This window comes from Brevibacterium limosum (genome assembly GCF_011617705.1).
Lineage (GTDB): Bacteria > Actinomycetota > Actinomycetes > Actinomycetales > Brevibacteriaceae > Brevibacterium > Brevibacterium limosum.
Genome location: NZ_CP050154.1, coordinates 845,735 through 871,540, shown reverse-complemented (window position 1 = coordinate 871,540; position 25,806 = coordinate 845,735). Strand labels below are relative to the sequence as shown.

The window sequence follows — 25,806 nt, the reverse complement described above, 5'->3', positions numbered from 1 at the left end:
TACCGTCAGAACACGCCAGCGCAGGACTGAGAGTCCTGTCATCAGTGAGGAGACATCATGAGTTCAGAAGAGCGTCCAACCATTCCCGGCAAACCCGGCTCCCGCACTCCGGACTTCGAAGAACCGACGACACCGCGTGAACCGCTGCCGCCGAAGCAGGACCAGAGCGGACCGCGTCCGACGACGCCGACCGGGGCCCCCAGCAGCGACACCCAGGAGGATCAGGCCCAGCAGGGCAGCTGGCTGACCACGGCCCAGGGTGCTCGGCTCTATGACACGGACCATTCGCTCAAGGCGGGATCGCGGGGACCGACTCTCCTCCAAGACCACCATCTGCGGGAGAAGATCACCCACTTCGACCACGAGCGCATCCCTGAGCGTGTCGTCCACGCCCGCGGTTCCGCAGCCCACGGAACGTTCGTCTCCTACGGCTCCGCCTCGGGGATCACGAAGGCGGCCTTCCTCGCCCCCGATGTGGAAACGGAGGTCTTCACACGCTTCTCCTCCGTTGTCGGCTCGCGGGGGTCTGCAGATTCCGTTCGCGACACCAGGGGCTTCGCCACGAAGTTCTATACGACGGACGGGGTGTTCGACCTCGTCGGCAACAACATCCCGGTCTTCTTCATCCAGGATGCGATCAAGTTTCCCGACATCGTGCATGCGGCCAAACCCCACCCCGACCGTGAGATCCCGCAGGCGCAGAGCGCCCATGACACCTTCTGGGACTTCGTGTCCCTGCACACCGAGGCGACCCATCACACGATGTGGCAGATGTCCGATCGCGGCATTCCCCGCTCCTTCCGGATGATGGAGGGCTTCGGGATCCACACCTTCCGAGTCGAGAACACAGCCGGTGAGACCTCCCTGGTGAAGTTCCATTGGAAGCCGAAGGCCGGAGTCCATTCGCTCATCTGGGAAGAGGCGCAGATGGTCAACGGCGTCGACCCCGATTTCCACCGCCGGGACCTCGCCGATGCCATCGAAGCCGGAGCGGGCCCGCAATGGGAACTCGGCGTCCAGGTCTTCCCGGACGATCCGAGTGAGACCTTCGAGGGGATCGATCTGCTCGACCCCACGAAGATCGTGCCCGAGGAACTCGCGCCCGTGCAGCCGCTGGGTATGCTCACACTCGACCGCAACCCCAGCAACTTCTTCGACGAGACCGAGCAGGTGGCGTTCCATCCCGGGCATGTGGTGCCGGGCATCGACATCACCGACGATCCTCTGCTCCAAGGACGGCTGTTCTCCTATCTCGACACCCAGCTCACCCGACTGGGCGGGCCGAACTTCTCTCAGCTCCCGATCAACCGTCCGCACTGCCCGGTCAACGACATGTTCCGCGACGGAATGCACCAGACTGCCGACCATCGCGGCATCGCACCGTACAAGCCGAATTCGCTCGACGGCGGCAACCCGTTCCCTGCCGAGCAGACCGACGAGCATACGTTCGTCGAAATCGCCCACGAGATTCCGGCGTCGAAGAAGGAACGCCGTTCGCCGGAGTCCTTCGATGACCACTATTCCCAGCCGCGCATGTTCTGGCTCAGCCTCACCTCCGTCGAACAGCAGCACCTCGCCGATGCCTTCACCTTCGAGCTCGGCAAATGCTACGAGGAGACGATCCGGGAGCGCGAGGTCGCTGTGCTCGCCTGCATCGACTCGGAGCTTGCCCGCATGGTCGCCGAGGGGCTGGGCCTCGAGGCCCCTGTGGCTCAGACGCCGCCGCGCAGCGATATCGAACCGAGCCCGGCACTGTCCCAGGTGGGGAAGCGCTGGCCGGTCGACGGGCGCAAGATCGGCATCGTCACCGGCAGTGGGACCGACGCCGAGCAGGTCATCCGCGCCCACGACCGCATCGCCGAGGCGGGAATGGTCCCCATCACGATCGCTCCGGTGGGCGGACGCATCACCTCCGGCGAGCGGAGCGTCGCCGTCGAGCGGACATACCTGACCGTGGCCTCAAGCGAACTCGACGCCTTCTTCTTCGCCGATGGTGCCGAGCTGACCACCGAGATCGAGCTCCTGATCACGGAAGCGTGGCGTCATCTCAAGTTCATCGCCGCCAGCGGAGACTCCTGCACCATGATGGAGAAGTACGGCATCAAGGCCGACGACCCCGGAGTCTACTGCAAAGATGACCTCGAAACAGCGCTCTCGCAGCTGCAGGAAGGCCTGAGCGAGCACCGGGCCTGGGCCCGGGTCGAGGCCTGAGACAATGCATCCCATTGCTGAAGAAGGGTGACGTCGCCAGCAGCGGAAGCCCGGGAATACGGCTCACAGCTCGTCGATGCGCTCGGAGGCATCGAAGACCGGATCAGGCAGGATACGGTGTCTCAGTCGCCCCGCATAGGGCTGACTCCCGAGGCCTGATCGTAGACAGCCAGATCCCGGCGGAACGCTCGGCTCCGAGCATAGCTGTGCACTGTGTCGAGCACTTCGCGTTGGTGTTCTGCCTTCTGCGCGAACTCACGGAACTGTTCGGCGTCCAGGCCGAGTGCCTCGGCGTTGTCGTCGAGCGTCTGCCACATCCCCAGTTTGCCGATGACCGCGCTGCGCATCAGCTCGGCTTCGAGCACGAGGGTCATGGGCGAGCGCTTGAGCAGCGAGCCGTTGCTCTTGAGCCTGCCGACCCGTTCGCCGACCCACGACACCGCTTCGGCGACGGGACGGCGCCGGAGACCGAGTTCGCCGATGAGGTGCCGGACGTACAGATGCTCTCCGCGGATCTCCGCGGAGAGCTCGGACAGAGCCGCGAAGACGGGAGTGTCGACGAAGTCGGCCGCCATCCGTTCGATCCTCTCCGCTCCGGCGGTGGCCCCGGTGAGATGGTCGCTGACATAGAGTCCCAAGAGGTCCATGTCGACCTCACTGTGCTCCTCGTCCGCACCCGGTGCTTCGTGCCCGCTGCTCGTATCATCTGTTGCCCGCAGCCGCGTATGTTCGACATCGCGTGGACGGAGTGGAACGGAAGCGGCCCCCTCGCCGTCGGCCATGCCTTTGAGCAGTTCGCGTGCGGCGTCCATGGCACTGTACTCCGGCTCCCAGTCGAGTTCCCGTCGTGCGCGCGCATTGTCCATCAGCGGCACGTGCAGGCCCATGTCGAGCCATCCTGCATCGGCGGCGACCAGTGAGCTGCTGTGGCCCATGCTCAGAGCCGCGCGCACTGCGCCGTTCGGCACCGGGACGTGCCTGCCGTGGTCGAGCAGTTCGGCCAGATCCTTCGGATGGAGCACATCATCGGCGCAGATGTTGAAGGCGCCCGAACGGCGTCGGAGGACACTGGCGACATAGGCACGGGCGACATCGGTCGAGTGCACTGCCTGGACGCCGCGCAGTCCCGCGGGCAGCGGCAGGAACGGCAGCCGGCCCGCGCGCAGCAGCTGGACGGGCATCAAGGTGCTGAGGAAGTACCGCTGTATCTCCGAGGCGGCAGGGGCACCGAAGATGAGCGCGGGACGCAGCCGGGTCACCGTGATCTCGGGGTGGTCGGCGCAGAAGTCGTCGAGCACGCGTTCCTGGGCGGCTTTGTCCACACTGTAGTGGGAGGAGCGGATCCCCTCGGTCGGCCATGCCTCATCGCGCTTGTCCATGCTGTCATCGGGAGAGTAGGCACCGACCGAGGACGCCACGACGAGATGCGGGACGCCGGCCGCCGCGACGGCTGCGGCCACACGGGCCGTGCCGTCGACGTTGACCCGCCGGAGCAGGTCCCGGTCGCTGTTGGGCTGGATCAGCCAGGCCAGATGGATGACGGCGTCGGCACCGGTCAGCGCTTCTGTGAGACCGCGGTGGGCCGTGTCCTCGCTGCTCGCGGCGGCGATGTCGATCGATCTCCATTCGCATCCGGAATACGGTTCGGCCTCGGTGTCGGGCATCCGTCTGGAGATCCCCAGCACCGAGGTGATGTCGGACGTGCGCCCGAGCACGTCGAGGACCGCTGTGCCGACGTTGCCGGTAGCTCCGATGACTGCGACTCTCATGTTGTCTCCCCCTGCGGGTTCGGCGTCGGCGCGTCTGGTGCAGAGCTGCTCGGATTCCGCTCCTCGCTGATGGAGACGTCGGCGAAGGAATACGGCGGCCACGGGCCGAGGAAGCGGATGGACAGAGCGGGCTGGGCCTTCTTGAGCGCGGTGAGCTCGGCTCCCAGCGCCGTGATCTCTGTGCTTCTCACCAGGCACGAGGCCATGATCACCGGTGTCAATCCACTCTCGCGGCTCGTGGAGCGGTGTTCCTCGATGTCGAGGCAGTGGGCGGCGATCCTGGCCCTGATCTCCGGATAGATCCTGTCGGCCGCTCGATCGACGATCTCCTTCTCCGTCTTCTCCAGTCGCTTCTCGAGCAGTCGGCGCACTCCTGCAGGACGGCTCTCCATCTCCGTCCTCATTTCGCCGACCTCTGCGTCGACCTCCTCGAGCAGGGTTCCGTCCAGGGACAGTTCGACGCGCAGCTCGGAGGTGTCGCGCAGCTCCTCGAGCCGTCTCGACAGCGTCTCCGCGGAGTCGTCGAGCCAATGTTCGAGCTGTTGGGTCGCCGTCGCCTCGGTCTCCGGGTCCGAGCGGACGATGACGTTGAAAGAAACCGGGAGGAGGGCCGGTGAGTTCTGCCAGGCATCATCGATGACTTCGCTGTGTTCGAGCACCCACCGACGCACGGAATCGTCCGGCCCGTCGAAAGGACCTCGGGTGTGGCGGTGGACCACGGCCTTCGGTCCTATGTCGCGTCCGACCATGTGGAGCGCGGAACCGTCGATGCCCGTGACGGCAGGAGTGTAGTCGTCGCCGGCGACGATGGCGTAGACGTAGAGCATGTCACCCTCGGCGTTCATTCGACGCCCTTTCCGTTCTCCTCGGCCCATCTTGTCGGATTGATGAGCTTGTCGACGACTTCATCGACGACATCGTCGAGGCCTCGGTGCAGATCGTCGACGGAACCGGTGATCCCGTGCTGGTCCTTGATCTGGTCCATTGCCTCATCGAGTTCGAGGAGGGCCTCGCCGAGGCGGTTCTGCTCGTCCTCGGTAAGGTCCCCGCCTTCCATCCGGCGCACCGCTTGGGTCTCGAGGGCTTCCTGAATCACCTCGACGAGGGTGACGACGAGGGTGAGAACCCCGTGTTTGAGGCTCTCCTCGTTGACATTGAGCGTCATGATGCTGCTCCTTCTTCGGCGCGTTCGGCGCGGTTGCTGTCAGGTCGCGTGGACTCCTCGAGGGGCACGGGAGCCCTGTCATCGAGTGCTCCTGTTCGCCAGTCGTCGAGCATCCTGGACCATGCACCGGCATCGTCTGCGGCCAGCGTGATGGTCGAGTCCCCGGTCTCGAGGATGAGGGCCTGTCCGTCGTCGGTGGGGTTGCTGTGCTCTTCCCGGTGCATGGCCTTCAGCTGTTCAGGGGAGATCCGCACTCGGGCGCGGCCGTCCATCGGCGACCTCCAGGTCAGTTCCGTGTTCGAAAGCTGCGCCTGCCCGCCGCGCCACGTGCTCCCGGACGACAGGGTCTCGAGAAACCACATCCGACCCTCGCGCAGAGGCCGATCCTCCGCCGTCGTCGCCTCCGGAGTCGAGGATGAGGCGCCGTCGGCCCGGTCGAGCCGAGCCTGGACCAGGGAGATGAGGCGATCGGGCTCGAGGGCCGAAAGGATCGACTCGCTGCCGTCGTTGAGCCCGACGAGGATGCGTGTGCGCTCTTCACCTCCGATGGAGGACTCGCGCAGCGCGGAGACCGAGGCGATCGCGTCCAGGCGCGTCTGCCACAATGTCTCTGCAGGATCACGTCGATGGATGATGAGACGCTCGGTGGTGAGGTAGGCGCTGCCGGGCCGCCACGTCCGATAGAAGTTGTCCTGATAATGCCCGCCGGCCATCTTGGCGAGGATCTCCTCGTCGGCGGCCAGCGGCAGATGTGTGCGGACCGCTCTCTGCACCCACTCCCGGGTGTCGCGGTCCCACTGCTGCATCATCCCGTACTCGATCATCGTCTCGATCCCCGCGATCGTGGCGCGCAGATTGATTCCGATGAGCGGGATGTCCGACACCGAGATGATGAGGTCGAGGTTGAGATGGACACCCTTGTTGAGAAGCACCTCGATGAGGTCGGGCAGAGTCGCTCGCGGGTCGCGTGTGGGCTGCATGATCGCGTCTCCGGGCATGGTCGCCTCAGCGGTCGTCGCCGGAAGCGGGAGTGCCCGCGTCGGCGGATGAGCCGGCGGCTTGTTCCGAGGAGGTGTCAGCGTCGTCCGCGGAGTTCAGCTGAGCCGGCTCACCGGCCTCGATCCGCTTCGAACGCGCACTCTGCCACCCGCACCAGGGGCAGTAGTCGTTCATCAGCTGCGCGAGTGCGGAGCGCTTCCCGCACTCGGGGCAGGTGTCCTTCTGCTCGACTGCTTCCTTCCACGCGACGGTCTCCCGGTCCGTGCCCGCGGGGAAGTCCAGACCGTAGCGGGCCGCGGTCTCGAAGGAGGCCAGGGCGGCCCTGATCCGGATTCCCAGCAGCTCGACACCTGCCACGGAGACCATGATGTCCGCGTTGAGGACCAGACCTTTGTCCAGCAGCGTCTCCACGACGTGCAGCAGCGTGCCCTCCTGGCTGCGCTGCGGCTGCATCGCATCGTTCGGCTGATTCATGATGCTCATATCGCCCTTTCGATCACTCGCTCGGCCGGCCGCGAACGTAGCGATCCTTCCTGTCATAGGCCATGAGCTCACCGTCCGCATCGAGCTCGACCTCGTACTCGGCCAGCAGATCCGCGCTGTCGGGAATGCGTCGCGATTCCACGACCTCCAGACGCACGGACCAGCGGTCGTCCTTCCACCTCGTGCCGACCACGGACTCCGGAGGCCTGCCGGTGAGGATGCTGAACTGCTCGATCGCCTTCTTCACCGCGCTGACCGCAGAGATCCTCTGACCGGTCGCGCTGTGGGACCGACTCTCCGAGCGCGAGGACGACTTCGCCTTCTCAGATGACGAGGACGTCGCCTTCTCGCGTGAGGACGACGCCGATGCGGACGACCGGCGGGACGTCCCCTCTGTCGTGCGCTCCTTCTCAGCCGGCTTCCGGGCGCGCTTCGTGGTCGTGCCTCCATCGTCTGCGGAGCTGCTCTCTGCTCTCGACTCTTCGTTCGCTCTCGACTCTTCGCTCATCGGTCCTCCTCGGTTCTGCGCCGACGGCCCTCGAGCAGTCGTCCGACGAGCTCACGCTCGAGGGCATCGGCTTCGTCATCACTGATCGATCCGCGCTCGCGTGCCTCGGCGACCTCTTCCAGCTGGCGCCGGATGGCACCGGGATCGAAATAGCGCTTCTCGGCTTCTCCTCTGACCTGCTCGGCGACCCATACGGTTCCCTTGAGCGGGGCCAAGGGAGCACCGAATACTGCTGACAGGAGTCCCATGACGTCACCTATGCCTCGGGGACGAAGTCGTAGGGTGCCTGCGGTCCGATCAGCCGGAATCTCATCCGCTCCTGGTTCGCCTCCGCCAACTCCTCGATGACGGAGTCGAACTCGTCGAGGGCGTCCCTGCGGACCAGCATCGCCACCTCGGCGACGTCCTCGGCCTGGCCGACTTCTCGCATCGCCGTCTCAACGGTCGCGGAGCGGATCTGCTCGAGGATCGGAGGAGCTTCTGTCCTTCTCCAGCTCTCCATCGTCGTGACGACGATTTCTCCGAGCCGGATGCGTTCGTTTCTCGTCTCGTCTTCGCTCGTGCCGCTGAGCCTCTCCCTCAGCTCGGCCACCTCGGGGTTGCCGCTGACGATCTCCCGCAGTATCGCGTCTCGATCGAAGGTGATCCTCAGGGTGAACTGCGTGCATCCGGACAGCTGTTCGAGCGCCTCGGCGAAGACCTCCGCCTGCGGAGCGAGCACCTCCTCGGCGATATCGGCCCCTCCGGGGACGACGGTTCCGAATGCAAGCGGCAGCACCGGTTGCTTCTCGGCCAGCTCGTCGAGGACGACGCTGTGGTTCTGCAGAGCTTCGGGAGTGCCCAGCATCCCACTGTCCGCGAGTTCCGTGACCACGGCCGCAACTGCCCCGGACTCAACGAGAGCGAGGGCATTGCCCTGCACCCCGTCGGGCCCGGTCGGCAGCTCGGCACCGGCGCGTACGATCCCGTACAGATACCGATCTGCCAAGGGTGCGCCTTCTTCACTCATTCGGACTCCGAGGAGCTGCGCGCCGGGCGTTTGGTCCGGCGACGCGACTTCTCCTGGTTCGAACTCTCACCGGAGTCGTCATCGGAGTCATCCGAGGTGAGCGCATCCTTGATGCCTTCCACAGCTCCTTGGGTCTTGCCCTTGGAGCCGTTCTCCATCATTCCGCCCATCATCTCCGGCAGATCGCGTCCGCCCTGCTGGGTCAGATCGAGGCGGTTCGTCGCCTCGGCGAAGCGCAGATAGGTGTCCACGCTGGCGATGACGATGCGCGCGTCGATCGTGAGAATCTCGATCCCCACCAGTGAGACGCGTACGTATGCATCGATGACCAGGCCCTTGTCGAGGATGATCTCGATGACGTCCGCGAGCGAACTCGATGACGGACGGTCGACGTAGCTGCCGCGTGAACGTTCAACTGTGCTGGTGCTCATTGTCCTTGCCTACTTCCCAATCGGAGGGCGCTCAGCCGCGTCCCTCATCGCCTTCGGTGGGTTCTTCGGATTCCTCGTATTCCACTGGCTCCTCGGACTCAGCGGCCTCCGGCTCCTCCTCGAAGTCCTCTGCGGGCTCCGCGTCTTCTGCCTCGGCCGGTTCCTCGTCCTCGTATTCCTCTGCCGGCTCCTCCTCGTACTCCTCATCGGCTTCGCCCTCGGCGGGCTCGACCTCGGCCTCCTCCGCCTCGGATTCGTCGGGTTCATCCTCATCCGCGCCGGAGTCGTCATCCGCGACCTGGTCCTCGGCCGGCTCGTCCTCGCTGTCCTCGGGTTGGGCTTGCTCCTGTTCGAGGCCGTCCTCGTGGGAGGTGACGAGCTCCCCGTCGCGGATCTCTCCGCGCCATCCTTCTACGCTGTCGGGGTCGACCATGATCTGTCTCATCACATGGTGGACGAAGAACTTCAGTTCGAGGCGGAAACGGCGGGGAACGGTGAACCACAGGGCACCGACGCCTTCCATGAAGCCCTGCTTGTGGTACTCGCCCACTGCAATGATCCGGGTCAGCCTGGGCGCGACCTCGTGGAAGGAGATGCTGCCGCTGATATAACCCTTGTCGCCGGTCGATTCCCACACGATGTGGGAGTCGGGGACCTGCTCGGTGATCGTTGCTTCCCAGGTCCGATGCGACCAGACGGCCTGCCCCTTGATGCTGAGGGTGACATCGTCGGTGCGTTCGACGTTCTCGACCTTCTTCATGAAGTCGGGCCAGTCCTCGAACATCGTGAAGGCGTTATAGGCCACGTCCAGCGGGACACCGACCTCTGCGGTCTCCACGATGTTGGAGAACTTGAAATCGCCGGAGCCGCCCGAACCGCTCGAGCCGCCTCCGAACAGACCTTTGACCTTCTCCTTGACACCGGTCGTCGCCGCGGACAACGCCGCTTTCGCCGGTGACTTGCCCTCGGCGATCTCCTCTGCACCGGCCTGGGCCGCGGGTGCCGCGCCATCGCCGACACCGTCGAGGCGGTCTGCGAACTTCTCGACCCTGTCGCCGACGGAGTTCACCGCCTTGCGTCCGACGGTCTTGGCAAAGTCTCCGGCCTGCTGCTTGAGGCCGCTGAAGATCGAATCATCACTCATCTTCGGCCTCCTCGGGCTTGGCCGCGGCGCGGGTCGATGTCTTCTTCGCAGTCGTCGAGCGTTTGGAGCCCGACTTCGTGCGCGAACCGCGCGAAGCGGTCGAGGACTTCGACGAACGCGTTCCCTTCGCAGAGCGCTTCGCTGTCGAGGACCGCTTGGCTGCCGGCTTCTTCGGAGCTTCCTCCTCTGCCTGCGGCTCTTCGTCGGCCTCCTGCTCATCGTCGGTCGGCTCCGCCTCGTCGGCTTCAGACTCCTCCGAGTTCTCGGGAGCGTTCTCGTCCTCCGCCTCGGGTACGTCCTCTACGTCGTCCGCGCCCTCGGTGTCATCGACACTGGGGTCGATCGAGTCGGCGGCGTCGTCGAGGGTCGACTTCATCTTCTCGGTCTGATCCTGGAGCTTGACGCTGAGCTGATCGACTCCCTTCGCTGCCACGGCTTTGACCGCGCTCTTGCCGGATTCGGCCAGACGACCGGTGATCTTCTCCTGGAGACTCTTGAGCTCGGGGGAAGAATCAGCGAAATCCTTGAGCCCGCCCAGAAGCTGATCGCGATTCTTCGCGGCCGTGGTTCCGGCGACAGCCGAGGCGACCGTGAGTGCCAGGCCGAGCTTCTTGGTTCTGCCGAGCATGTAGCCCGCCAGTATCAGACCGGTGATCTTCATCTTGTTGTTCATGATTGCCTCCGTCTCCGCGCTGATGGGCACGGACCGAGATTGAAGAATGGAAGCCAGGAGCCCAGGGCTGGGATTGCCATGCGATGGGTTGGCGCTCCTCTGTACTGATCGCTGATTCGAGGGTCATCGCCTCGTGACGACAACGGCGGGAATCGTCTCCGCCCAGCGTCCGAAGCTGTCGCAGATTCCTGACTGCATCTGCGGGCTTCCTGTGTCGCGGAAGCCAAGAGCACTCTGCCCTTTGCACCATCATCTGTTCAGCCACCCCTGATCCGTCAAGGGGGGTCAGAAACGCTCCAGGAGGTGCCAGCCGATTGCTCAAAATCATCCTGAGAACTGTCTGTCAATCTGTGTGCCGCGTATTCCAACAGGCCCCTTGCCCCCTTTCTCGCCGCCACCCGGCGCTGCTCCTCGGAGCCGGTGCCCTGGCTGAGCAGACGGCGGAGTCCATGGTGAACACGGCGCATGTTCTGGGTTCGCGTCAGCGCCGGTCGTGCGCGGTGGAAGACCTTTCGGACTACCTCTGCGGCCGGTGCAGTCGTCTGCGTGTCCGGGTCCATGAGCAATCCCGTGAGACCGAAACGCGCAGCCTGCCAATGAGCAATGTTCAGCAGATTCGCAGGGACCGCGTCCGTTTCCGAGGCGTCCATGGCGACGTCTGCGAGCGCACGGGTGAGCAGCGCGAGGGTCACGGTGGTCGCGGTGTCCAGCTGCACGTCACAGGTCCGGACTTCGACGGTCCTGTGCTTCGGCGAGAGCCTGACCAGCCACCCCAGAGTCGCCTCGTCGAGCACCACGTCCGATCGCAGCGCAGCATCGATCTGCGCGTCGTAGTCGTCGAGGTCGTGGAAGTGAGGCGGGATGCCGAAGACGACCCACCGCCGGTAGTGGATGGAACGCCAGCTGGCGAAGCCGCTGTCGGCTCCGCGCCAGAGCGGAGAATTCGCGCTCAACGCGGTGAGCACGGGGATCCACCTGCGCAGGCCGTTGACAGCTCTCAGCCCCGCTTCCCTGTCGGGAATGTCGACATGGACATGCATGCCGTTGACGTATTGGTCGGCGGCGATACCGGGAGCGAGCTGCGCGAATTCACGGTAACGGCTGCCGTCGCTGACTCCCGCCGGGGCCTCGGGAATCTGAGGCGCTGTGCCGAGGCCGACAGCGAACAGCCCGCGCGCCTGAGCCGCTGCCGAGAGGCCGCGTCGAAAAGAGTGCAGCGACTCGAATGCTTCTTCAGCCGTGGTCAGGACGGGAGTCGCGAACTCGATCTGCCCGGGCAGCCATTCGGCACAGGCTGCTCCGCTGCTCGGGCTCACGTCGTCCTCGATCTCCTGCAGGCTGCTCTTCGATCGGGCAGGCAGAAGTGAATGTCGATCGACGAGAAGGAATTCCTCCTCGATGCCGAATTCGCTCATCGTCACCTCATTCCGTTTCTGACCCGCTCACGCTATTGGACGGCCCGCGGATGCGACAGCAGATGCGGGACCTCACGGAAATACCTGCGAAAGGCCCCGGCGGCAGGTGTGAGCGGTAGGCGCTCTCGCGGCGATTCAGACGCGGCAGCCGGATCGCCGGTCACCCCTAGCCTCGATCGAGAAGCAGAACATACACTTTCGGGAAGATTCGAGACGAGTGACCAGAGCAAGTGACCAGAGCATGAGCGAGGGTCGCTGGGTCCCGGATCGCTGGCACACCGGGCAGGAGGAACCTCCTGCTGCGAAAGTCACGAGCCGAATCAGCAGACGAATGGACGATCAGAACCCGAAGCGCATCGATCCCCGATCCGGCATCGCATTCTCAGACGAGCGAGCGATCAGGAGACGGAGGAAGCTCAAAGAGGCCGCCGAATTCTGGAACATGTCGGTTGCCGGAGTGTGGCTGCACTATGTCAGCCTCGGCGGTGACCTTACCGAATACGAGCTCGACGCCTACCTCCACGAGGCCTACTTCCTCACGCCCTATCAGCACGACATTCTGGCCGAGGCCGTCAATGAGCTCATCGATATGCTTCCTCCGCCTCCGCGAGCCCCGCTGACCGACGAAACCGGTCTATGACCGGTCGCCTCGGTACTCCAGCCTGCCGCGGCGATTGCGATGGACGGCTCCCTGCCGAATCGCCTCACGCACCGCCGCACGGAAGCGTCCGGGGCCCCACCGGCGAGCCCCGATCGCACGGTAGAGCTCCACCTCTCCGACAGGTTCCATGTCGCGGACGAAATCGATGATGCCGTTGACCTCGTTGGCCGAGACCTCGGGCGGAACGTCGCGTGAGGACACCGAAGGCCACGGTGCATAGACGCCGACCGATCCCGGGCCCGGACGCAGACGATCTCCTCGGCTTCGAGCCTCGGGGCTCGCCGACGATTCGGCTGGATCGGCGGTCTCTGCCCGCTCACCTCGCTCGGTCGGCTCGGCACCGCTCTCCGCGGCGCCTTCGGCACTCTCGGCGTCCTCTGCCGTCAAGGGTCGGGCGATGTCTTCGAGGTCGGCACCTTCCGCCTTGACTCCGAAGATCAGTTCGGCCACGCCGCCGAGCGCCATGACCGCCGCACCGATGCAGAACGCCCAGGCCACTTGGGAACGATCACCGGACTCGATCATGCCGCCGAAGAGCAGCGGACCGGCGATGCCTCCGGCGGCGGTGCCGATGGCGTAGAAGAACGCGATCGCCAGTGCTCGGGTCTCCATCGGAAAGATCTCGCTGACGGTGAGGTAGGCCGCACTGGCACCGGACGAGGCGAGGAAGAAGCAGACGATGAGGATGACGAGGAAGAGCCATTCGCCGCCGACCTCAGCGTTGAAGACGAGTGCGAGGACGACTGCCACGACAGCCGACCCGAGGTAGCTGAACGAGATCATCGGTCTCCGACCGATCGTGTCGAAGAGTCTGCCGAGGATGACGGGGCCGGCGAAGTTGCTCAGCGACCACAGGATGATGAAGATCGGCACGGTGGCTGCCGCGACTCCGTAGAATCCGTTGAAGATCGTGCCCAGGTTGAAGGTGATGCCGTTGTAGAGGAACGCCTGCCCGACGAAGAGGACGAGACAGAGGATCGCGCGTTTGGGGTAGATCGTGAACGCGACCTTCATGATCTCGACGAACGAGATCGTCTTCCGCTGCCGGACGGTGATGGTCTTCTTCGGCGGCGGCAGGGTCTGCGAGGTCTCCGACTCGATGCCGTCTTCGATCTCGCGAACGATGCGTTCGGCTTCGTCGTTCTGGCCGTGGATGAACAGCCACCGCGGGCTTTCGGGCACATTCTTCCGCACGACGAAGACGAAGATCGCCAGCAGCATGCCGACTGCGAAGGCCAGACGCCAGCCGATCATCTTCGGCAGGATGTCGGTGTTGAGGAGGAGCAGGGTCGTCGCCGCCCCGCCGGCGGCACCGAGCCAGTAGGAGCCGTTGATGATGAGGTCGATGCGACCGCGGACGCGGGCCGGAATGAGTTCGTCGATGGCAGAGTTCACGGCCGCGTACTCGCCGCCGATGCCGGCACCGGTGAGGAAGCGGACGAGGAAGAAGTACCAGGGAGAGAAGGAGAACGCGGTGGCGACCGTGGCGACGAGGTAGAGCACAAGCGTGATGAGGAAGAGTCTGCGGCGGCCGAAGCGGTCGGTGAGCTGACCGAAGACGATTGCGCCGACGCAGGCACCGAGGACGTAGATGGCTCCGGCAGTGCCGATCTGCCCCGCGGTCATGTCGATGCCGCTGCCCTCTTCGGTCATCCGGGCCGCGACGTTGCCGACCATCGTGACCTCGAGTCCGTCGAGGATCCACACGCTGCCGAGTCCGACGACGACCATCCAGTGGAACCGGGCCCACGGCAGCCGATCCAACCGTGCCGGCACATCGGTCTTGATCGTCCCGAGTTCGACCTTCTCACTCATCACACGCCTCCTGGACATTTCCCGGACAGAGTCTTCTGATTGCCAGGAAGTCTAAGCACACTCTGCGGGGTCGACAAGGCATGGTGGGAATGCCCGAAGGGGAGTAGCCTACGCTCGTTCGAGCTCATGCGGGTGCCGTCTCTGCGGCATCGGATCGACGCGATGGCGGAGACAGTGGAGAAGCATGATGCTCACCGCTGGGGCTGTGACTTCCTCAGGGACGTCGCTCGTGGACGCGCCCACGAGTTCCGCCTCGCGCATCCGACTCCGCACGATCGGACCGTCCCGAGATAGGCGGGGAGCTTCACAGCGCGTCCTCAGTTCACGAGATCCTGTTCACGAGATCGCCCGGTACGTGTTCCCAGTCTTCGGCCAGGACCTCCCGAGCGTCATCGAGTCGGCCCTCCATATTCACCATGAGAACGCCGCGGACGCGTCCATCCTCGCCGAGGTAGTACACCACGCCGTCCGTGTAGGGCGCCTGCCAGTCTTCGACGGTGCGCAGAGCGGGATCGAGCTCCCCGACCGCCTGATACCCGAAGTCGAAGACATTCGTGTAGAAGTACGGCGTATGGGTGTAGGACTCGTTCGCGCCGGCCATGATCCGCCCGACGGCCTTGCCCATCTGGGTGGCGTTGTCGACGTGTTCTACTCGTTGTCGTCCGAGGATCCTGTCCGGATAGCGAGCAACGTCTCCGGCTGCGAAGACGTCCGGCTCTGAGGTCCGCAGCGATTCGTCGACAATGATCCCGTCATCCGTGTCCAGGCCCGCCTCCTCTGCGAGTTCGGTCGCCGGTTCGATGCCGAGGCCGACGACCACTGCGTCGAACTCATGGGACTCGCCGTCGCAGTCGAGCACCACCCGATCGCCGTCGACGTGCCCACCCGAGGCCTTCGTGCCCGGCACGAGAGTCACCCCGTGGCTGCGATAGAGTTCGTGGAACTGCTTGGCGAGGTCCGGCGGGAAGATGGAGCCGCCGAGGGTGTCATCGTCGAAGATCAGAGTCGTTCGGGTCTTGTTCTGGACCAGGGCGGCGGCGAGTTCGGTGCCGATGAAACCGCCGCCGATGACTGCGATGCTCAGGTTCTGGCCCGACAGATCCCGCAGACGGCGGTAGTCTGCGAATTCGCGGAAGTAGATGACCCGCTCACCTTCGTCCAGATCGATGCCCTTCGGGTGCCCGCCGGTGACGAAGAGCAGCTTGTCATAGGTGAAGTCGCCGAGGCTCGTCCTCACGGATTTCGCTTCGACGTCGACCTCGGTCGCCTCCGTGCGGAGGCTGATCCGGGCTCCGGTCGCCTCGGCGGTGTCGAAGTAGTTGTCGCTCTCGTCGAAGCTCTCGTCGGTCCACAGCCGCTTGCTCAGCGCGGGACGCGTATAGGGCTCGTCGACGTCATCGCTGATGATGGCGATCGAACCCTCCTCGTCGATCTCCCTGATCCCCTGGGCCGCGGAATCAGCGGCCATGCCGCCGCCGATGATCACATATCGGAACTCAGCCATGTCGGATGCTCCTCTTCCTGTCGTCTCTGCTGTATTCGGTGTTCGGGGCGCTCTGACGCACTAGATCGTGGCGACGGATCCGGCGTCCACGCGATAGTTCGAGCCGTTGACGAAGCTCGCGGCGTCCGAGCATAGGAATGCAATGACCTTGGCCACCTCCTCCGGTCGGCCGCGACGTCCGAGTTCCATGAACGGCCGTTCTTCTCGCAGGAAGGAGACGATGGCCTCATCGAAGCTCGTTCCCTTCTGCTGGGCTCGCTCATTCATCATCTCGTCGGTCATCGGGGTCGCGATGAACGCCGGAGAGACGGTGTTGACCAGCAGTCCTTCGGAGGCGTAGGTGCGCGAGAGTCCCTTGGCCAAGGAGAGCATGCCGGCTTTGGCCGCACAGTACGGCAGCTCGTCGTCGTAGGGCTGCACCGCGTCTTCAGAGGACACGAACACGATACGGCCCCAGCCGCCTCGGCGAAGTCCCGGAAGGAACGCCCGAGTCACGCGGACCGGTCCCATGAGGTCGACGTCGATGGTTCGGTCCCAGCCCTCCTGGCTGATCTCATGGAACAGCCCGCCGGCCCCGTGAATGCCGGCGACGTTGACGAGGATGTCGAGGTCGCCGACCTCGGCGGCGACGGACGCGGCGAGTTCGTCGACTGATTCGTCATCGGCGATATCGGCGTCGTGGGCGTAGATCCGCTCCTTGAACTCGGCGAGTTCGTCGACTGCGGCTTTGAGTTCGTCGGGCTCGGGCCCGGTCATCACGACGACGGCTCCTTCGGCGAGGAGCTGACGGGCTGTCTCCAGTCCGATGCCCGAACTCGCCCCTGTCACCAAGGCCTTGCGGTCGCGGATGTTGAGATCCATCTGTCTCCTTCCGGTATCTCGGACGGCTGTCGGTCTGCTGCGTCAGGGGGTGCGGATGAGTTTCTTGTTGACGAATTCGCGGATGCCCTCGGCACCGAGCTCCCGACCGACGCCCGAGCGCTTCGTGCCCCCGAAGGGCAGGTCGGGTTCCGTCCAGGTGGCCTGGTTGATCCACACCATTCCGGTGTCGATGCGGTCGGCGACGCGTTGGGCCTTCTCGATGTCATCGCTGACGACCGTGCCGCCGAGGCCGAAGGACGAGTCATTGGCGAGTGCCACGGCTTCGTCCTCGTCTGCGACCGAGTAGACGACCGCGACGGGACCGAACAGCTCCTCCGAGTAGGCGCGCATCTGTTCGGTCACCCCGGTCAGCACCGTGGGTTCGACGAAGGCACCCGGTCGGTCGACTCGGTGCCCGCCCGTGTGGACCTTCGCACCGTGGTCGACCGCGTCCTCGACCTGCTCCATTAGGTCTCGGGCGGCCTGTTCGGAGGACAGAGGCGCCATCGTGGTGACGGAGTCTGCAGGGTCGCCGGCGACGAACTGCGACATCTTCGCCGTCAGCAGATCCACGAACTCGTCGTAGAGATCTTCGACCACGATGAGGCGCTTGGAGGCGATGCAGCTCTGGCCGGAGTTCGTCATCCGCCCTTTCACGGCGGCGGTGACGGTCGCGTCCAGATCCGCGGAGTCGAGGACGACGAACGGGTCGCTTCCGCCAAGTTCGAGGATCGACTTCTTGAGATTGTTCCCCGCCCCGCTCGCCACGGCCGCTCCGGCACCTTCGGAGCCGGTGAGCGATGCGCCTCGCACCCGTTCGTCGGCGATGATCGTCTGGATCTGGTCGTTGTCGGCGAAGACGTTGCGATAGCAGTCGGACGGCAGCTGCGCATCGTTCATGACCTGTTCGAAGGCCAGAGCCGACTGCGGACAGTTCGATGCGTGTTTGAGGATGATCGTGTTGCCCGCCACGAGGTTCGGTGCGGCGAGTCGGGCGACCTGATAGTAGGGGAAGTTCCACGGCATCACGCCGAGGATCGGGCCGATGGGTTCGCACTTCATCACGGCGCTGCCTCCGCTGGCGGGTTCGAGCCGTTCGTCGGAGAGCAGCAGGGGCCCTTCTTCGGCGTAGTAGCGCAGGATCCTCGCTGCAAGTTCGACCTCTGCTTCGGCCTCAGCGCGCAGTTTGCCCATTTCGAGTGTGAGGAGCTCAGCGAGGTCCCACCTGCGCTCGTCCATGAGGTCTGCCGCTCGAGCGAGCGGGGCGGTGCGGTCGCGGACATCGGTCGTCCGCCATGTCTGGAAGGCCGCGTCGGAGGCGTCGATGACGGCGGAGATCTCCTCGTCGCTGGCGGTGGGAAATTCCTTGAGGACCTCTCCGGTCGCCGGGTTCGTGGTGTTGAATTTCGCGGTCACGGCTTCTCCTTTCCTCGAGGTTCGTGAAGGTGCTCTGCGGAGCAGGAATCGCGTCTGCTCCGCGACCTCTGCCGAACCGAGACTCCACCGTCCCAAATCTCGATGATCGCGACCAGCCCCTTACGGTGTCCGGCCTTTGCCTTTATAATCTGCACCGAGATCGAGGTCGTCGATCACAAGCAGAATCGCTCCGTTGTCGAGATCACTTTCGAACTTCTCTATTTCATCGGAGTCGAAGCCGTACCGCTGAAAGCGCTTTCTGAGTTCGTCGCCTCTTTCGTTGTACCGTTCGTCCACGAGTTCTCCGACGCCTTTCAGAGTTCCGCCGGCCCCGGTGCCGACCACTTCGTCGGCGCCTTCCGCGTCATGGGCGAAGACGTGCAGGGCCGTCTTCGGCACGCCCTCCGACGCGAGTTTCTGCAAGTGGTTGAGCACACCGATGTCGTCGTGAAAGTTCTTCACGGTCGGCTTCTGACTCGTCACGTCCGGCTTCTGTGAGTTGAGATCGTCGTTGCTTCCCATGCCGCTCAACATAGCATTGCAGAGTTGCTGGCACGACCGATCTCAGTCGGGCCGCTCAGGCCCGCCGTCCAGTCCGCGAACGGACGGCGTCGACGGGCGGGCCGCGTCGACGGGCGGGCGGGGCCGGCGGTCGGGCGGCGGCACGTTCACCATTGTGTGATGAGGAAATACTCGATGGCGATCGCGGACGCCATCTGCGTCGCCAGCAGAGGGCGATGCCACCGCAGGGGCAACAGCGACGGCAGCAGCAGAACCCAGATCGTGAACGGCAGCCAGATGCGTTCGACCTCCGCCTTGCTCATGCTCGACAGGGTCGCCAAGAGGATCGTGAACAGCCCGGCGCAGCCCAGGACAGCGACCACGTGCCGGCTCCGGTCGCTCCGCCGCCAGGCTTCGGCAATGCCACGGGGAAAGGCCGCCCAGACTGCCAGACCGCTGGTGAAGGTCCAGGCGCCGAGGTTCGCCCACACCCAGTAGGCGTACTGCCGTTTGGATTGGATTCCGTCGTAGTACCGAGTGACCAGGACGGGGAAGCCCTCCCACCAGCGGAACCCGGCCAAGGTGAATGCCGCAGCGACGAGCAGCGCACCGCCGAGCGCCCACAGCAGCGACTCCCACCTGCCGCCCAGCCAGATCACGGCGATCGCGAGGCACCCCAGCAGAACAAGGCCGTAGGAGAAATAGACGCACAGGCCCAGCAGCAGCCCCGCCGGCAGACCGAAGGCGATCAGACGCGATCGGCGGACCGCCGTCGAAGCCAGCGCCAGCAGTGCCAACCCCCAGGCAGCCGTCGCTGAGAACATCGCATCAGCGGACACCCCCATCCAGATCGCCGATGGTGCCGCGACCAGCCAGGGTGCAGCACGGCGTGCGTACTTCTCAGAGCCCAGGGTCCTGACGGTCAGCAGAACCGCGATCACTCCCGTGCAGCCGAGGGTGAGGACGATGATGCCCGCCGTGTACGGGTCCGTGATGCCGAGGCGATCGAGCAGGATGAAGAACAGCGTTGCCCCCGGAGGGTGGCCGGCGATGTGAATGGGCCAATGGTCCTTCGCGTCCAGGGGCACTCGTTCGATGAAACCCGAGAGGAACCCTGAGATCGACGGCACTTCTTTCGCATCGACGAAGTACTCGCTCGGACGCGCAAACACCTTGCTGATGGTCTCCGAACCCCCGACATGTCCCAGCGCGGCGGTCCACAACCAGGACCCGGCGAAGACCGCGGCCAGGAAAGGGCCCCACTTCAGCGCGGAGGTCATTCGCCGCCAGCACAGGAGACCGGTCAGCGCCACCAGTACAGGAAGCACCAATGTGGGGGTGAAGCCAGGCGACCATCTCGCCTTCAGCGGAGGCCAGAAGATGAAGACATCCGTTCCCGTGGCACGCGGCCAGGCAATAGCGACGGCGACGAGAACCGCCCCGATGAGTGTGCTGACGACTGCTGCGACCCAGGCCTTATGGGAGAGGAAGGAGGCTTGTGTGGGCACGTTCACATTCTAACACTGATAGTGTCACCCTATGTCCGATCCCTGCGCACGTGAGCCGCTTGCCTGCACTGTTGTGATTCCGTGCCGCGACGAGGCACCAGCATTGCCGGGAGTGTTCAGAACGATCCCCGACGGCATGGATGTGCTCGTCGTGGACAACGGTTCGGTCGACGACACGGCAGACGTCGCCCGCGACCTGGGTGCCGAGGTGGTCCATGAAGAGATCGCCGGCTACGGCGCGGCGGTGCACACCGGAATCCTCGCAGCCACGACTCCCTTGGTGGCAGTGATCGACGGCGACGGCTCGATGGACGCCGGCGACCTGGTCGAGCTGGTGTCCGTGGTGGACGGAGGAACGGCCACGATGGCGGTCGGACGCCGCCGACCGGAGAACAGAGGCAGCTGGCCATGGCATGCACGGGCCGGAACCGCCGTGCTCGCCTGGTGGATACGACACAGCAGCGGTTTCGCAGTGCATGATCTGGCTCCGATGCGGGTCTGCCGTCGGGACGATCTGCTTGCCTTGGACCTCAGAGATCGGAGGTTCGGCTATCCGCTGGAGCTGATGATCAGGGCCTCTCGGGCCGGTTGGACCGTGCATGAGAAGGACATCGTCTACCGTCGGCGCGCACAAGGCACGAAGTCCAAGGTCTCCGGGACGGTGCTGGGGACGTGGCGGACCATCGTCGATTTCGCCGGGGTGCTGAGGTGAGGGCGGCGCCGACGATGCTGGTGGTCGCCAAGGCACCCGTCCCCGGTCAGGCCAAGACCCGGTTGGCGGCAACCGTCGGCGATGACACGGCCGCGCGGATCGCCGCCGCTTCACTGCTGGACACGCTCGAGGTCGTGGACGGTCTGGGATGGCCCGTGGTCATCGCGATGACCGGTGACCTCGGTCAGGCCGCGATGGGAGACGAACTCGCCTCGGCGTGCGACAGGCACAGGGTCATCGCGCAACGCGGAGACTCCTTCGCCTCCCGGCTGATTGCCGCTCACCACGATGCCGACGCCGGTCACGGTGTCATCCAGATCGGCATGGACACGCCGCAGCTCACGACGTCCGCCCTCGAGACGGCGGCAACTGCTCTGGAAGGCCACGACGCCGCACTCGGTCTGGCCGAGGACGGAGGCTGGTGGGTGTTGGCGGTGCAGAGACCCGGTTGGTCGTCCTGCCTGAGCACGGTGCCGATGTCGAGACCCGATACCGGTGAACGCACCGAGGAGGCGCTCCTCCGCGAGGGCGCTCGAGTCGCCTCCGTTCCTGTCCTGGCCGATGTCGATCGCTGGGAGGACGCACGCGCGGTCGCCTCCCTCATTCCACACAGCCGTTTCGCCGCCGAGGTCGCGCTGGCAGCCGACCGTGAACAGATCGGATCCCAGACATGACCGACACCATCGACTTCGCACCGCTCGACGCCTTGAATGAGGCGATGTCGGGGCACGACTGTGACGTGGTCAGGTCGGACGGCACGACGATCCGCTTGGATGTCCAACAGTGGATCAGCGCCCCCGATGCGGCCGACCATGCGCTGTTCCTGGACCGCTGCACCGGCCCGACCCTCGATGTCGGCTGCGGTGCAGGACGCCTCGCAGGCGCCCTGGCTGCTCGGGGGAGCACGGCTCTGGGGATCGATGTCTCACCCGTTGCGGTGAGACTGGCCCAGGAACGCGGTGCGATCGCCGTTCACGGGAACGTCTTCGATGACGTGCTCGAGGAAGGCAGCTGGCAGGACGCTCTGCTGGCGGATGGAAACGTGGGCATCGGCGGCGATCCGGTTCGGCTGCTGCAGCGGGTTCGCCAGCTGATGCACCCGGAGGGGTCCGTCCTGGTCGAGGTCGACGCGCCCGGGACGGGACTGGCCCACGAGAGAATCCAACTCCGGGTGCGAGGACAGCTCACCGGTGCCTTCACCTGGTCGCGGGTCGGTGCCGACGCCATCGCCGACGTAGCCGCCGCCGCGGGTCTTCACGGCTGCCGGCTGCACAGCCATGGAGGCCGCTACGCAGCCCAGTTGACCCGTGACGGGCGGGCCTGACCGATGCGCTGGCGCAGCCCTCTGCGCGGACCGTGGCTGACATCGGTCTTCGGCGCCGCCCTCCTGGTCGCGCTTCCGGTGGTCACGCTGACCGGCCTGCTCTCCTACCTCGCCTATTCTCCGCAGCTGGGACAGGCCATCCCCGGGAACGTGGGCTGGCTTCGGCCACCGGCCGTGGAATGGCCGACTGCGCCCAAGTGGGCTTACCAACTCAACCAGGGAACCCATGTCGTACTCGGCATGGCGGTCATTCCGGTGGTGCTCGCCAAGCTGTGGTCTGTGACCCCAAAGCTGTTCGCGTGGCCGCCGGTGCGCTCCGCTGCCCATGCCCTCGAGCGGCTGTCCCTGCTGCTGCTGGTCGGCAGCATTCTGTTCGAACTCGTCACCGGCGTCTTGAACATCCAATACGACTACATCTTCGGATTCAGCTTCTACACCGCGCACTACTTCGGCGCATGGGTATTCATCGCGGCCTTCGTCGCGCACGTATGCCTCAAACTTCCGACGATGGTCTCGTCCCTGCGTTCCCGATCGTTTCGCGGCGAGCTGAGCACGCCTCTTTCCGAAACCCGCCCGGAACCCGCCGATGCCGAAGGACTGGTGGCGGCTCGCCCCGACCCGCCGACGATGAGTCGCCGCGGCGCCCTGGCGCTGGTCGGCGGAGGATCTGCGCTGGTGGTGCTGCTGACCGTCGGCCAGTCGATCGGCGGCGCATTCCGGCCGCTGTCCGTGCTGCTGCCGCGAGGGCGGGTCCTCGGCGACGGACCCAACGACTTCCAGGTCAATCGGACGGCCGCCGCCGCACGGATCAGCCCCGATGACACGGGTACAGCATGGCGACTGAGGCTCAGCGGCGGTCACGACGACGTCGTGTTCGACCGACCGCAGCTGCTGGCAATGCCCCAGCACACCGCCGACCTGCCGATCGCATGTGTCGAGGGATGGTCGACGACACAGACCTGGACCGGCGTCCGTCTGGCCGATCTGGCCGGCCTGGCCGGAGTAGACGAACCAGCCTCGGCGCGGGTCGAATCGCTGCAGGAGTCAGGTGCCTTCAGGGCCGCCTCGCTGCAGCGCAATCAGGTGCTCGCGGCCGACTCGCTGCTCGCTCTGCGCGTCAACGGCGCAGACCTGTCGAGCGATCATGGTTTTCCGGCCCGGATCATCGTCCCGGCCATGCCCGGTGTGCACAACACCAAATGGGTGCGTTCCATCGAGTTCAGGAGCTGATATGCCGATCTCTCCCGGACGGTTCCGCGCGATCTACGGAGCCCGGCTGCCGCACCTGCTGGTGCTGACCGGGTGCTTCCTCCTGGCCGGCTGTGCGCTGTCTGCTCTGGGCCCGGACCGATTGTTCGGAGCGGACGTGTGGTGGCAGTCCATCGCCGTATGGTTCGTGGGCGCGGCGATCGTCGTCGACCTCATCCTGCTTCCCCTGTGCGCCGCGGCGAACCGAGGGCTCATCGCCGTCCTCGGCTCCCGGCGGGCCGTCCCGCATCCCACCCCTCGAGTCCCTCTCGTCAACTACATCCGGGTGCCGGTGCTCGCCAGCGGGCTGCTGCTCGTGCTGTTCCTTCCCGGCATCATCGAACAGGGTGCGCGTACCCACCTGGCCGCCACCGGCCACACCCATGCGCCGTTCCTCGAGCGCTGGCTGTGGCTGACGCTCCTGTTCTGCTGTCTCAGCGTCCTGGCCTACGCAGTCCGATCCTGCGTACGCCGGATACGAAGCACACCATCAACCGAAGGAGAACGTGATGACTGAATCACCCGACGTCGCCATCATCGGCGGCTCCGGCTTCTACACCTTCCTCGATGATCCTGAGGAGATCGAGGTCGAGACGCCGTTCGGCACCCCATCGGCCCCCGTCGCGATCGGCAGCCTCGCCCACGCGGGAACGAACCGGACCGTGGCGTTTCTGCCCCGACACGGCCAGGGCCACGAATACCCGGCCCACCGCGTGAACTACCGCGCCAATATGTGGGCACTGCGCAGCCTGGGAGTGCGGCAGGTGCTGGCACCGTGCGCAGTCGGCGGGCTCAACCCCGATCTCGGGCCCGGCTCTCTGGTGGTTCCCGACCAGCTGGTCGACCGGACATACGGTCGGAAGCAGACGTACTTCGACGAAGGCGCCTGCCACGTCTCCTTCGCCGACCCGTACTGTCCACGGCTGCGCACGGCTCTGCTGGACGGACTCGCCGATGACCACGAAGGACCGGTCGACGGTGGAACCATGGTGGTCATCGAGGGTCCGAGATTCTCCACCCGCGCTGAGTCCCAGTGGTACGCGGCACAGGGCTGGGACGTCGTGAACATGACCGGCCAGCCCGAGGCGATCCTGGCTCGCGAACTCGAGCTGTGCTATGCCACCGCAGCGTTGGTGACCGATCTCGACGCGGGCATCGACTCGTCGCACGCGGTCGCTCAGTCAGAGGTCTTCCGTGTCTTCGCCGAGCACACCGACCGCTTGAAATCGAGCCTGCGAACCGTGATCTCCTCCCTGGCGGCGAGGCGTCCGTGCAGCTGCTCCGAGGCGCTGGACGGCATGGCACTTCCGGTGGAGCTGCCATGAAGGTGCTTCTGACAGGCGCCGCCGGATTCATCGGACGACACATCAACGAGGCGGCGACCGCCGCCGGACACCAGGTCACCGGCGTCGATCTGATGCTTCCTCAAGCCCACGGAGAGACCGCCGAGGTCCCCTCCGGGGTGAGGCACGGCGACATCCGCGACCCGCGCCTCCTTGACGAGCTGCTCGCCGATGTCGACGTCGTCTGCCATCAGGCGGCCACGGTCGGCAACGGCGTCGATGCCCAGGACCTGCCCGGCTACGCCGCCCACAACGACCTCGGCACCGCCACCCTGCTGGCGGCGATGGCCCGGACCCGTACGACTCGGCTGGTGCTGGCGTCGTCCATGGTCGTCTACGGTGAAGGACGGTATACATGCCCCGAGGACGGCGATGTGCCACCGGCACCACGACAGGACAGCCGACTGCGGCTGGGCCGCTTCGACCCGCTGTGCCCGCAGTGCGGAGGAAGGGTCGAACCGCACCTGATCGGCGAAGAGGCACCCTTTGCCCCGCGCACGGCCTATGCCGCGTCGAAGATCGCCCAGGAGAACTATGCCGCCGCCTGGTGCACCTTGGAATCGGGCCGCGCAATCGCTCTGCGCTACCACAACGCCTACGGGCCCGGCATGCCGGCGGACACTCCCTATTCCGGGGTTGCGGCCATCTTCCGCTCGGCGCTCGAGCACGGAGAGCCGCCTCAGGTCTTCGAGGACGGCAACCAGCTGCGGGACTTCGTTCACGTCGCCGACCTCGCCCGCGCGAACGTCGCCGCGATCGAAGCGGTCGGGGACCATCCCCTCGGCCTGAGCGCCTACAACATCTGCTCGGGCCAGACCTACACGATCGGCGACATGGCCCGAAGACTGGCCACGGTGATGAACGGCCCTGAGCCGGTGGTCAACGGCCGATACCGGTCCTTCGACGTCAGGCACGTCGCCGCCTCCCCGCGGGCGGCTCTCGAGGGCTTGGGCTTTCAGGCCCGCATCGGTCCCGACGAAGGCATCGCCGAACTCGCAACAGCACCGCTGCGCCACCGCTGAAGGGTCGCAGGCCGTGCGAAACCAGCGCAGCGGAGCGCGTGATTCGGCGGCTTCTTCGTAAGTCCCTGCGCCAGGGAGCGGAAT

General features: G+C 65.4%; 27 protein-coding genes. 9 read left to right on the top strand and 18 right to left on the bottom strand.

Annotated features, from left to right (window positions below; all coding sequences use genetic code 11):
- Nucleotides 1-57 precede the first annotated feature (57 nt).
- On the top strand, nt 58-2,211 hold the full coding sequence (locus GUY37_RS03880; RefSeq protein ID WP_166822439.1) for a catalase: 2,154 nt from the start codon (nt 58-60) through the stop codon (nt 2,209-2,211).
- A gap of 122 nt (nt 2,212-2,333) precedes the next feature.
- On the opposite strand, the gene GUY37_RS03875 is transcribed toward GUY37_RS03880, so the two are convergent.
- From GUY37_RS03875 to GUY37_RS03825, 12 genes are all read right to left on the bottom strand, one after another.
- Complete coding sequence (locus GUY37_RS03875) at nt 2,334-3,980, bottom strand: NAD-dependent epimerase/dehydratase family protein (RefSeq protein ID WP_166822437.1); 1,647 nt, start codon at nt 3,978-3,980, stop codon at nt 2,334-2,336.
- The gene (locus GUY37_RS03870; RefSeq protein ID WP_166822435.1) at nt 3,977-4,825 is read right to left on the bottom strand and encodes a GvpL/GvpF family gas vesicle protein; all 849 of its coding nucleotides are present in this window, start codon (nt 4,823-4,825) and stop codon (nt 3,977-3,979) included. Before GUY37_RS03870 ends, GUY37_RS03875 begins: the two co-directional genes overlap by 4 nt.
- A complete protein-coding gene (locus tag GUY37_RS03865; RefSeq protein ID WP_166822433.1) occupies nt 4,822-5,145 on the bottom strand; it encodes a gas vesicle protein K in 324 nt (107 codons plus the stop codon). Before GUY37_RS03865 ends, GUY37_RS03870 begins: the two co-directional genes overlap by 4 nt.
- Nucleotides 5,142-6,125 (bottom strand): gas vesicle protein, encoded by a 984-nt coding sequence (locus tag GUY37_RS03860; RefSeq protein WP_166822431.1) that lies wholly within the window; start codon nt 6,123-6,125, stop codon nt 5,142-5,144. The genes GUY37_RS03865 and GUY37_RS03860 overlap by 4 nt, the downstream gene beginning before the upstream one ends.
- A gap of 25 nt (nt 6,126-6,150) precedes the next feature.
- Nucleotides 6,151-6,627 carry a gas vesicle protein gene (locus GUY37_RS19375; protein ID WP_323127522.1) on the bottom strand — a complete coding sequence of 159 codons (477 nt, stop codon included), beginning with the start codon at nt 6,625-6,627 and terminating at the stop codon, nt 6,151-6,153.
- A 13-nt stretch (nt 6,628-6,640) separates the two neighbouring features.
- On the bottom strand, nt 6,641-7,135 hold the full coding sequence (gvpO, locus tag GUY37_RS03850; RefSeq protein ID WP_166822429.1) for a gas vesicle protein GvpO: 495 nt from the start codon (nt 7,133-7,135) through the stop codon (nt 6,641-6,643).
- Complete coding sequence (locus GUY37_RS03845) at nt 7,132-7,383, bottom strand: gas vesicle protein GvpG (RefSeq protein WP_166822426.1); 252 nt, start codon at nt 7,381-7,383, stop codon at nt 7,132-7,134. Before GUY37_RS03845 ends, gvpO begins: the two co-directional genes overlap by 4 nt.
- Before the next feature lie 8 nt (nt 7,384-7,391).
- Nucleotides 7,392-8,144 (bottom strand): GvpL/GvpF family gas vesicle protein, encoded by a 753-nt coding sequence (locus GUY37_RS03840; protein WP_166822423.1) that lies wholly within the window; start codon nt 8,142-8,144, stop codon nt 7,392-7,394.
- Nucleotides 8,141-8,575: a gas vesicle protein GvpJ gene (gvpJ, locus tag GUY37_RS03835; protein ID WP_152347516.1), complete on the bottom strand. Its 435-nt coding sequence runs from the start codon at nt 8,573-8,575 to the stop codon at nt 8,141-8,143. The genes GUY37_RS03840 and gvpJ overlap by 4 nt, the downstream gene beginning before the upstream one ends.
- A 31-nt stretch (nt 8,576-8,606) precedes the next feature.
- Nucleotides 8,607-9,719: an SRPBCC family protein gene (locus tag GUY37_RS03830; protein ID WP_208094752.1), complete on the bottom strand. Its 1,113-nt coding sequence runs from the start codon at nt 9,717-9,719 to the stop codon at nt 8,607-8,609.
- The gene (locus GUY37_RS18975; protein ID WP_208094751.1) at nt 9,712-10,392 is read right to left on the bottom strand and encodes a hypothetical protein; all 681 of its coding nucleotides are present in this window, start codon (nt 10,390-10,392) and stop codon (nt 9,712-9,714) included. The genes GUY37_RS03830 and GUY37_RS18975 overlap by 8 nt, the downstream gene beginning before the upstream one ends.
- Nucleotides 10,393-10,667: 275 nt before the next feature.
- Nucleotides 10,668-11,807, bottom strand: a complete 1,140-nt coding sequence (locus GUY37_RS03825; RefSeq protein ID WP_166822420.1) for a carboxylate-amine ligase — start codon at nt 11,805-11,807, stop codon at nt 10,668-10,670.
- 331 nt (nt 11,808-12,138) lie between these two features.
- Here GUY37_RS03825 and GUY37_RS03820 point away from each other — a divergent pair, with 331 nt between their 5' ends.
- Nucleotides 12,139-12,447 carry a hypothetical protein gene (locus GUY37_RS03820; RefSeq protein ID WP_152347519.1) on the top strand — a complete coding sequence of 103 codons (309 nt, stop codon included), beginning with the start codon at nt 12,139-12,141 and terminating at the stop codon, nt 12,445-12,447.
- Here GUY37_RS03820 and GUY37_RS03815 read toward each other — a convergent pair.
- The 6 genes from GUY37_RS03815 to GUY37_RS03790 all read right to left on the bottom strand — a co-directional run bounded on the left by GUY37_RS03815 (nt 12,442) and on the right by GUY37_RS03790 (nt 20,073).
- Nucleotides 12,442-14,283 (bottom strand): MFS transporter, encoded by a 1,842-nt coding sequence (locus GUY37_RS03815; RefSeq protein ID WP_166822417.1) that lies wholly within the window; start codon nt 14,281-14,283, stop codon nt 12,442-12,444. The two genes, GUY37_RS03820 and GUY37_RS03815, sit on opposite strands and share 6 nt — an antisense overlap.
- 322 nt (nt 14,284-14,605) lie before the next feature.
- The gene (locus GUY37_RS03810) at nt 14,606-15,787 is read right to left on the bottom strand and encodes an NAD(P)/FAD-dependent oxidoreductase (protein ID WP_166822414.1); all 1,182 of its coding nucleotides are present in this window, start codon (nt 15,785-15,787) and stop codon (nt 14,606-14,608) included.
- 60 nt (nt 15,788-15,847) lie between these two features.
- Nucleotides 15,848-16,648 carry an SDR family NAD(P)-dependent oxidoreductase gene (locus GUY37_RS03805; RefSeq protein WP_166822411.1) on the bottom strand — a complete coding sequence of 267 codons (801 nt, stop codon included), beginning with the start codon at nt 16,646-16,648 and terminating at the stop codon, nt 15,848-15,850.
- 42 nt (nt 16,649-16,690) lie between these two features.
- The gene (locus tag GUY37_RS03800; RefSeq protein WP_166822408.1) at nt 16,691-18,064 is read right to left on the bottom strand and encodes an NAD-dependent succinate-semialdehyde dehydrogenase; all 1,374 of its coding nucleotides are present in this window, start codon (nt 18,062-18,064) and stop codon (nt 16,691-16,693) included.
- A gap of 120 nt (nt 18,065-18,184) precedes the next feature.
- Nucleotides 18,185-18,586, bottom strand: coding sequence for a general stress protein (locus GUY37_RS03795; RefSeq protein WP_166822405.1), 402 nt, complete (start codon nt 18,584-18,586; stop codon nt 18,185-18,187).
- A gap of 146 nt (nt 18,587-18,732) precedes the next feature.
- Complete coding sequence (locus tag GUY37_RS03790; protein WP_228278344.1) at nt 18,733-20,073, bottom strand: hypothetical protein; 1,341 nt, start codon at nt 20,071-20,073, stop codon at nt 18,733-18,735.
- 31 nt (nt 20,074-20,104) lie between these two features.
- On the opposite strand from GUY37_RS03790, the gene GUY37_RS03785 reads away from it, so the two are divergent.
- Genes GUY37_RS03785 through GUY37_RS03755 form a run of 7 tightly spaced genes read left to right on the top strand, consistent with a single transcriptional unit; the run spans nt 20,105 to nt 25,722 of the window.
- On the top strand, nt 20,105-20,785 hold the full coding sequence (locus tag GUY37_RS03785; protein ID WP_166822399.1) for a glycosyltransferase family 2 protein: 681 nt from the start codon (nt 20,105-20,107) through the stop codon (nt 20,783-20,785).
- Complete coding sequence (locus GUY37_RS03780) at nt 20,782-21,459, top strand: TIGR04282 family arsenosugar biosynthesis glycosyltransferase (protein ID WP_228278343.1); 678 nt, start codon at nt 20,782-20,784, stop codon at nt 21,457-21,459. The genes GUY37_RS03785 and GUY37_RS03780 overlap by 4 nt, the downstream gene beginning before the upstream one ends.
- Complete coding sequence (locus GUY37_RS03775) at nt 21,456-22,109, top strand: methyltransferase domain-containing protein (protein WP_208094750.1); 654 nt, start codon at nt 21,456-21,458, stop codon at nt 22,107-22,109. Before GUY37_RS03780 ends, GUY37_RS03775 begins: the two co-directional genes overlap by 4 nt.
- A 3-nt stretch (nt 22,110-22,112) precedes the next feature.
- Nucleotides 22,113-23,339, top strand: a complete 1,227-nt coding sequence (locus GUY37_RS03770; protein ID WP_166822396.1) for a molybdopterin-dependent oxidoreductase — start codon at nt 22,113-22,115, stop codon at nt 23,337-23,339.
- Nucleotide 23,340: 1 nt separating this feature from the next.
- Nucleotides 23,341-23,874, top strand: coding sequence for a hypothetical protein (locus GUY37_RS03765; protein WP_166822393.1), 534 nt, complete (start codon nt 23,341-23,343; stop codon nt 23,872-23,874).
- On the top strand, nt 23,867-24,682 hold the full coding sequence (locus tag GUY37_RS03760) for an S-methyl-5'-thioadenosine phosphorylase (protein WP_166822391.1): 816 nt from the start codon (nt 23,867-23,869) through the stop codon (nt 24,680-24,682). Before GUY37_RS03765 ends, GUY37_RS03760 begins: the two co-directional genes overlap by 8 nt.
- Nucleotides 24,679-25,722, top strand: coding sequence for an NAD-dependent epimerase/dehydratase family protein (locus GUY37_RS03755; RefSeq protein ID WP_166822388.1), 1,044 nt, complete (start codon nt 24,679-24,681; stop codon nt 25,720-25,722). Before GUY37_RS03760 ends, GUY37_RS03755 begins: the two co-directional genes overlap by 4 nt.
- Nucleotides 25,723-25,806: the final 84 nt, after the last annotated feature.

Coding starts and splice junctions, on each gene's coding strand:
- GUY37_RS03880 (WP_166822439.1), top strand. CDS start 58: ATGAGTTCAGAAGAGCGTCCAACCATTCCCGGCAAACCCGGCTCCCGC.
- GUY37_RS03875 (WP_166822437.1), bottom strand. CDS start 3,980: ATGAGAGTCGCAGTCATCGGAGCTACCGGCAACGTCGGCACAGCGGTC.
- GUY37_RS03870 (WP_166822435.1), bottom strand. CDS start 4,825: ATGAACGCCGAGGGTGACATGCTCTACGTCTACGCCATCGTCGCCGGC.
- GUY37_RS03865 (WP_166822433.1), bottom strand. CDS start 5,145: ATGACGCTCAATGTCAACGAGGAGAGCCTCAAACACGGGGTTCTCACC.
- GUY37_RS03860 (WP_166822431.1), bottom strand. CDS start 6,125: ATGCAGCCCACACGCGACCCGCGAGCGACTCTGCCCGACCTCATCGAG.
- GUY37_RS19375 (WP_323127522.1), bottom strand. CDS start 6,627: ATGAGCATCATGAATCAGCCGAACGATGCGATGCAGCCGCAGCGCAGC.
- gvpO (WP_166822429.1), bottom strand. CDS start 7,135: ATGAGCGAAGAGTCGAGAGCGAACGAAGAGTCGAGAGCAGAGAGCAGC.
- GUY37_RS03845 (WP_166822426.1), bottom strand. CDS start 7,383: ATGGGACTCCTGTCAGCAGTATTCGGTGCTCCCTTGGCCCCGCTCAAG.
- GUY37_RS03840 (WP_166822423.1), bottom strand. CDS start 8,144: ATGAGTGAAGAAGGCGCACCCTTGGCAGATCGGTATCTGTACGGGATC.
- gvpJ (WP_152347516.1), bottom strand. CDS start 8,575: ATGAGCACCAGCACAGTTGAACGTTCACGCGGCAGCTACGTCGACCGT.
- GUY37_RS03830 (WP_208094752.1), bottom strand. CDS start 9,719: ATGAGTGATGATTCGATCTTCAGCGGCCTCAAGCAGCAGGCCGGAGAC.
- GUY37_RS18975 (WP_208094751.1), bottom strand. CDS start 10,392: ATGAACAACAAGATGAAGATCACCGGTCTGATACTGGCGGGCTACATG.
- GUY37_RS03825 (WP_166822420.1), bottom strand. CDS start 11,807: ATGAGCGAATTCGGCATCGAGGAGGAATTCCTTCTCGTCGATCGACAT.
- GUY37_RS03820 (WP_152347519.1), top strand. CDS start 12,139: ATGGACGATCAGAACCCGAAGCGCATCGATCCCCGATCCGGCATCGCA.
- GUY37_RS03815 (WP_166822417.1), bottom strand. CDS start 14,283: ATGAGTGAGAAGGTCGAACTCGGGACGATCAAGACCGATGTGCCGGCA.
- GUY37_RS03810 (WP_166822414.1), bottom strand. CDS start 15,787: ATGGCTGAGTTCCGATATGTGATCATCGGCGGCGGCATGGCCGCTGAT.
- GUY37_RS03805 (WP_166822411.1), bottom strand. CDS start 16,648: ATGGATCTCAACATCCGCGACCGCAAGGCCTTGGTGACAGGGGCGAGT.
- GUY37_RS03795 (WP_166822405.1), bottom strand. CDS start 18,586: ATGGGAAGCAACGACGATCTCAACTCACAGAAGCCGGACGTGACGAGT.
- GUY37_RS03785 (WP_166822399.1), top strand. CDS start 20,105: ATGTCCGATCCCTGCGCACGTGAGCCGCTTGCCTGCACTGTTGTGATT.
- GUY37_RS03775 (WP_208094750.1), top strand. CDS start 21,456: ATGACCGACACCATCGACTTCGCACCGCTCGACGCCTTGAATGAGGCG.
- GUY37_RS03770 (WP_166822396.1), top strand. CDS start 22,113: ATGCGCTGGCGCAGCCCTCTGCGCGGACCGTGGCTGACATCGGTCTTC.
- GUY37_RS03765 (WP_166822393.1), top strand. CDS start 23,341: ATGCCGATCTCTCCCGGACGGTTCCGCGCGATCTACGGAGCCCGGCTG.
- GUY37_RS03760 (WP_166822391.1), top strand. CDS start 23,867: ATGACTGAATCACCCGACGTCGCCATCATCGGCGGCTCCGGCTTCTAC.
- GUY37_RS03755 (WP_166822388.1), top strand. CDS start 24,679: ATGAAGGTGCTTCTGACAGGCGCCGCCGGATTCATCGGACGACACATC.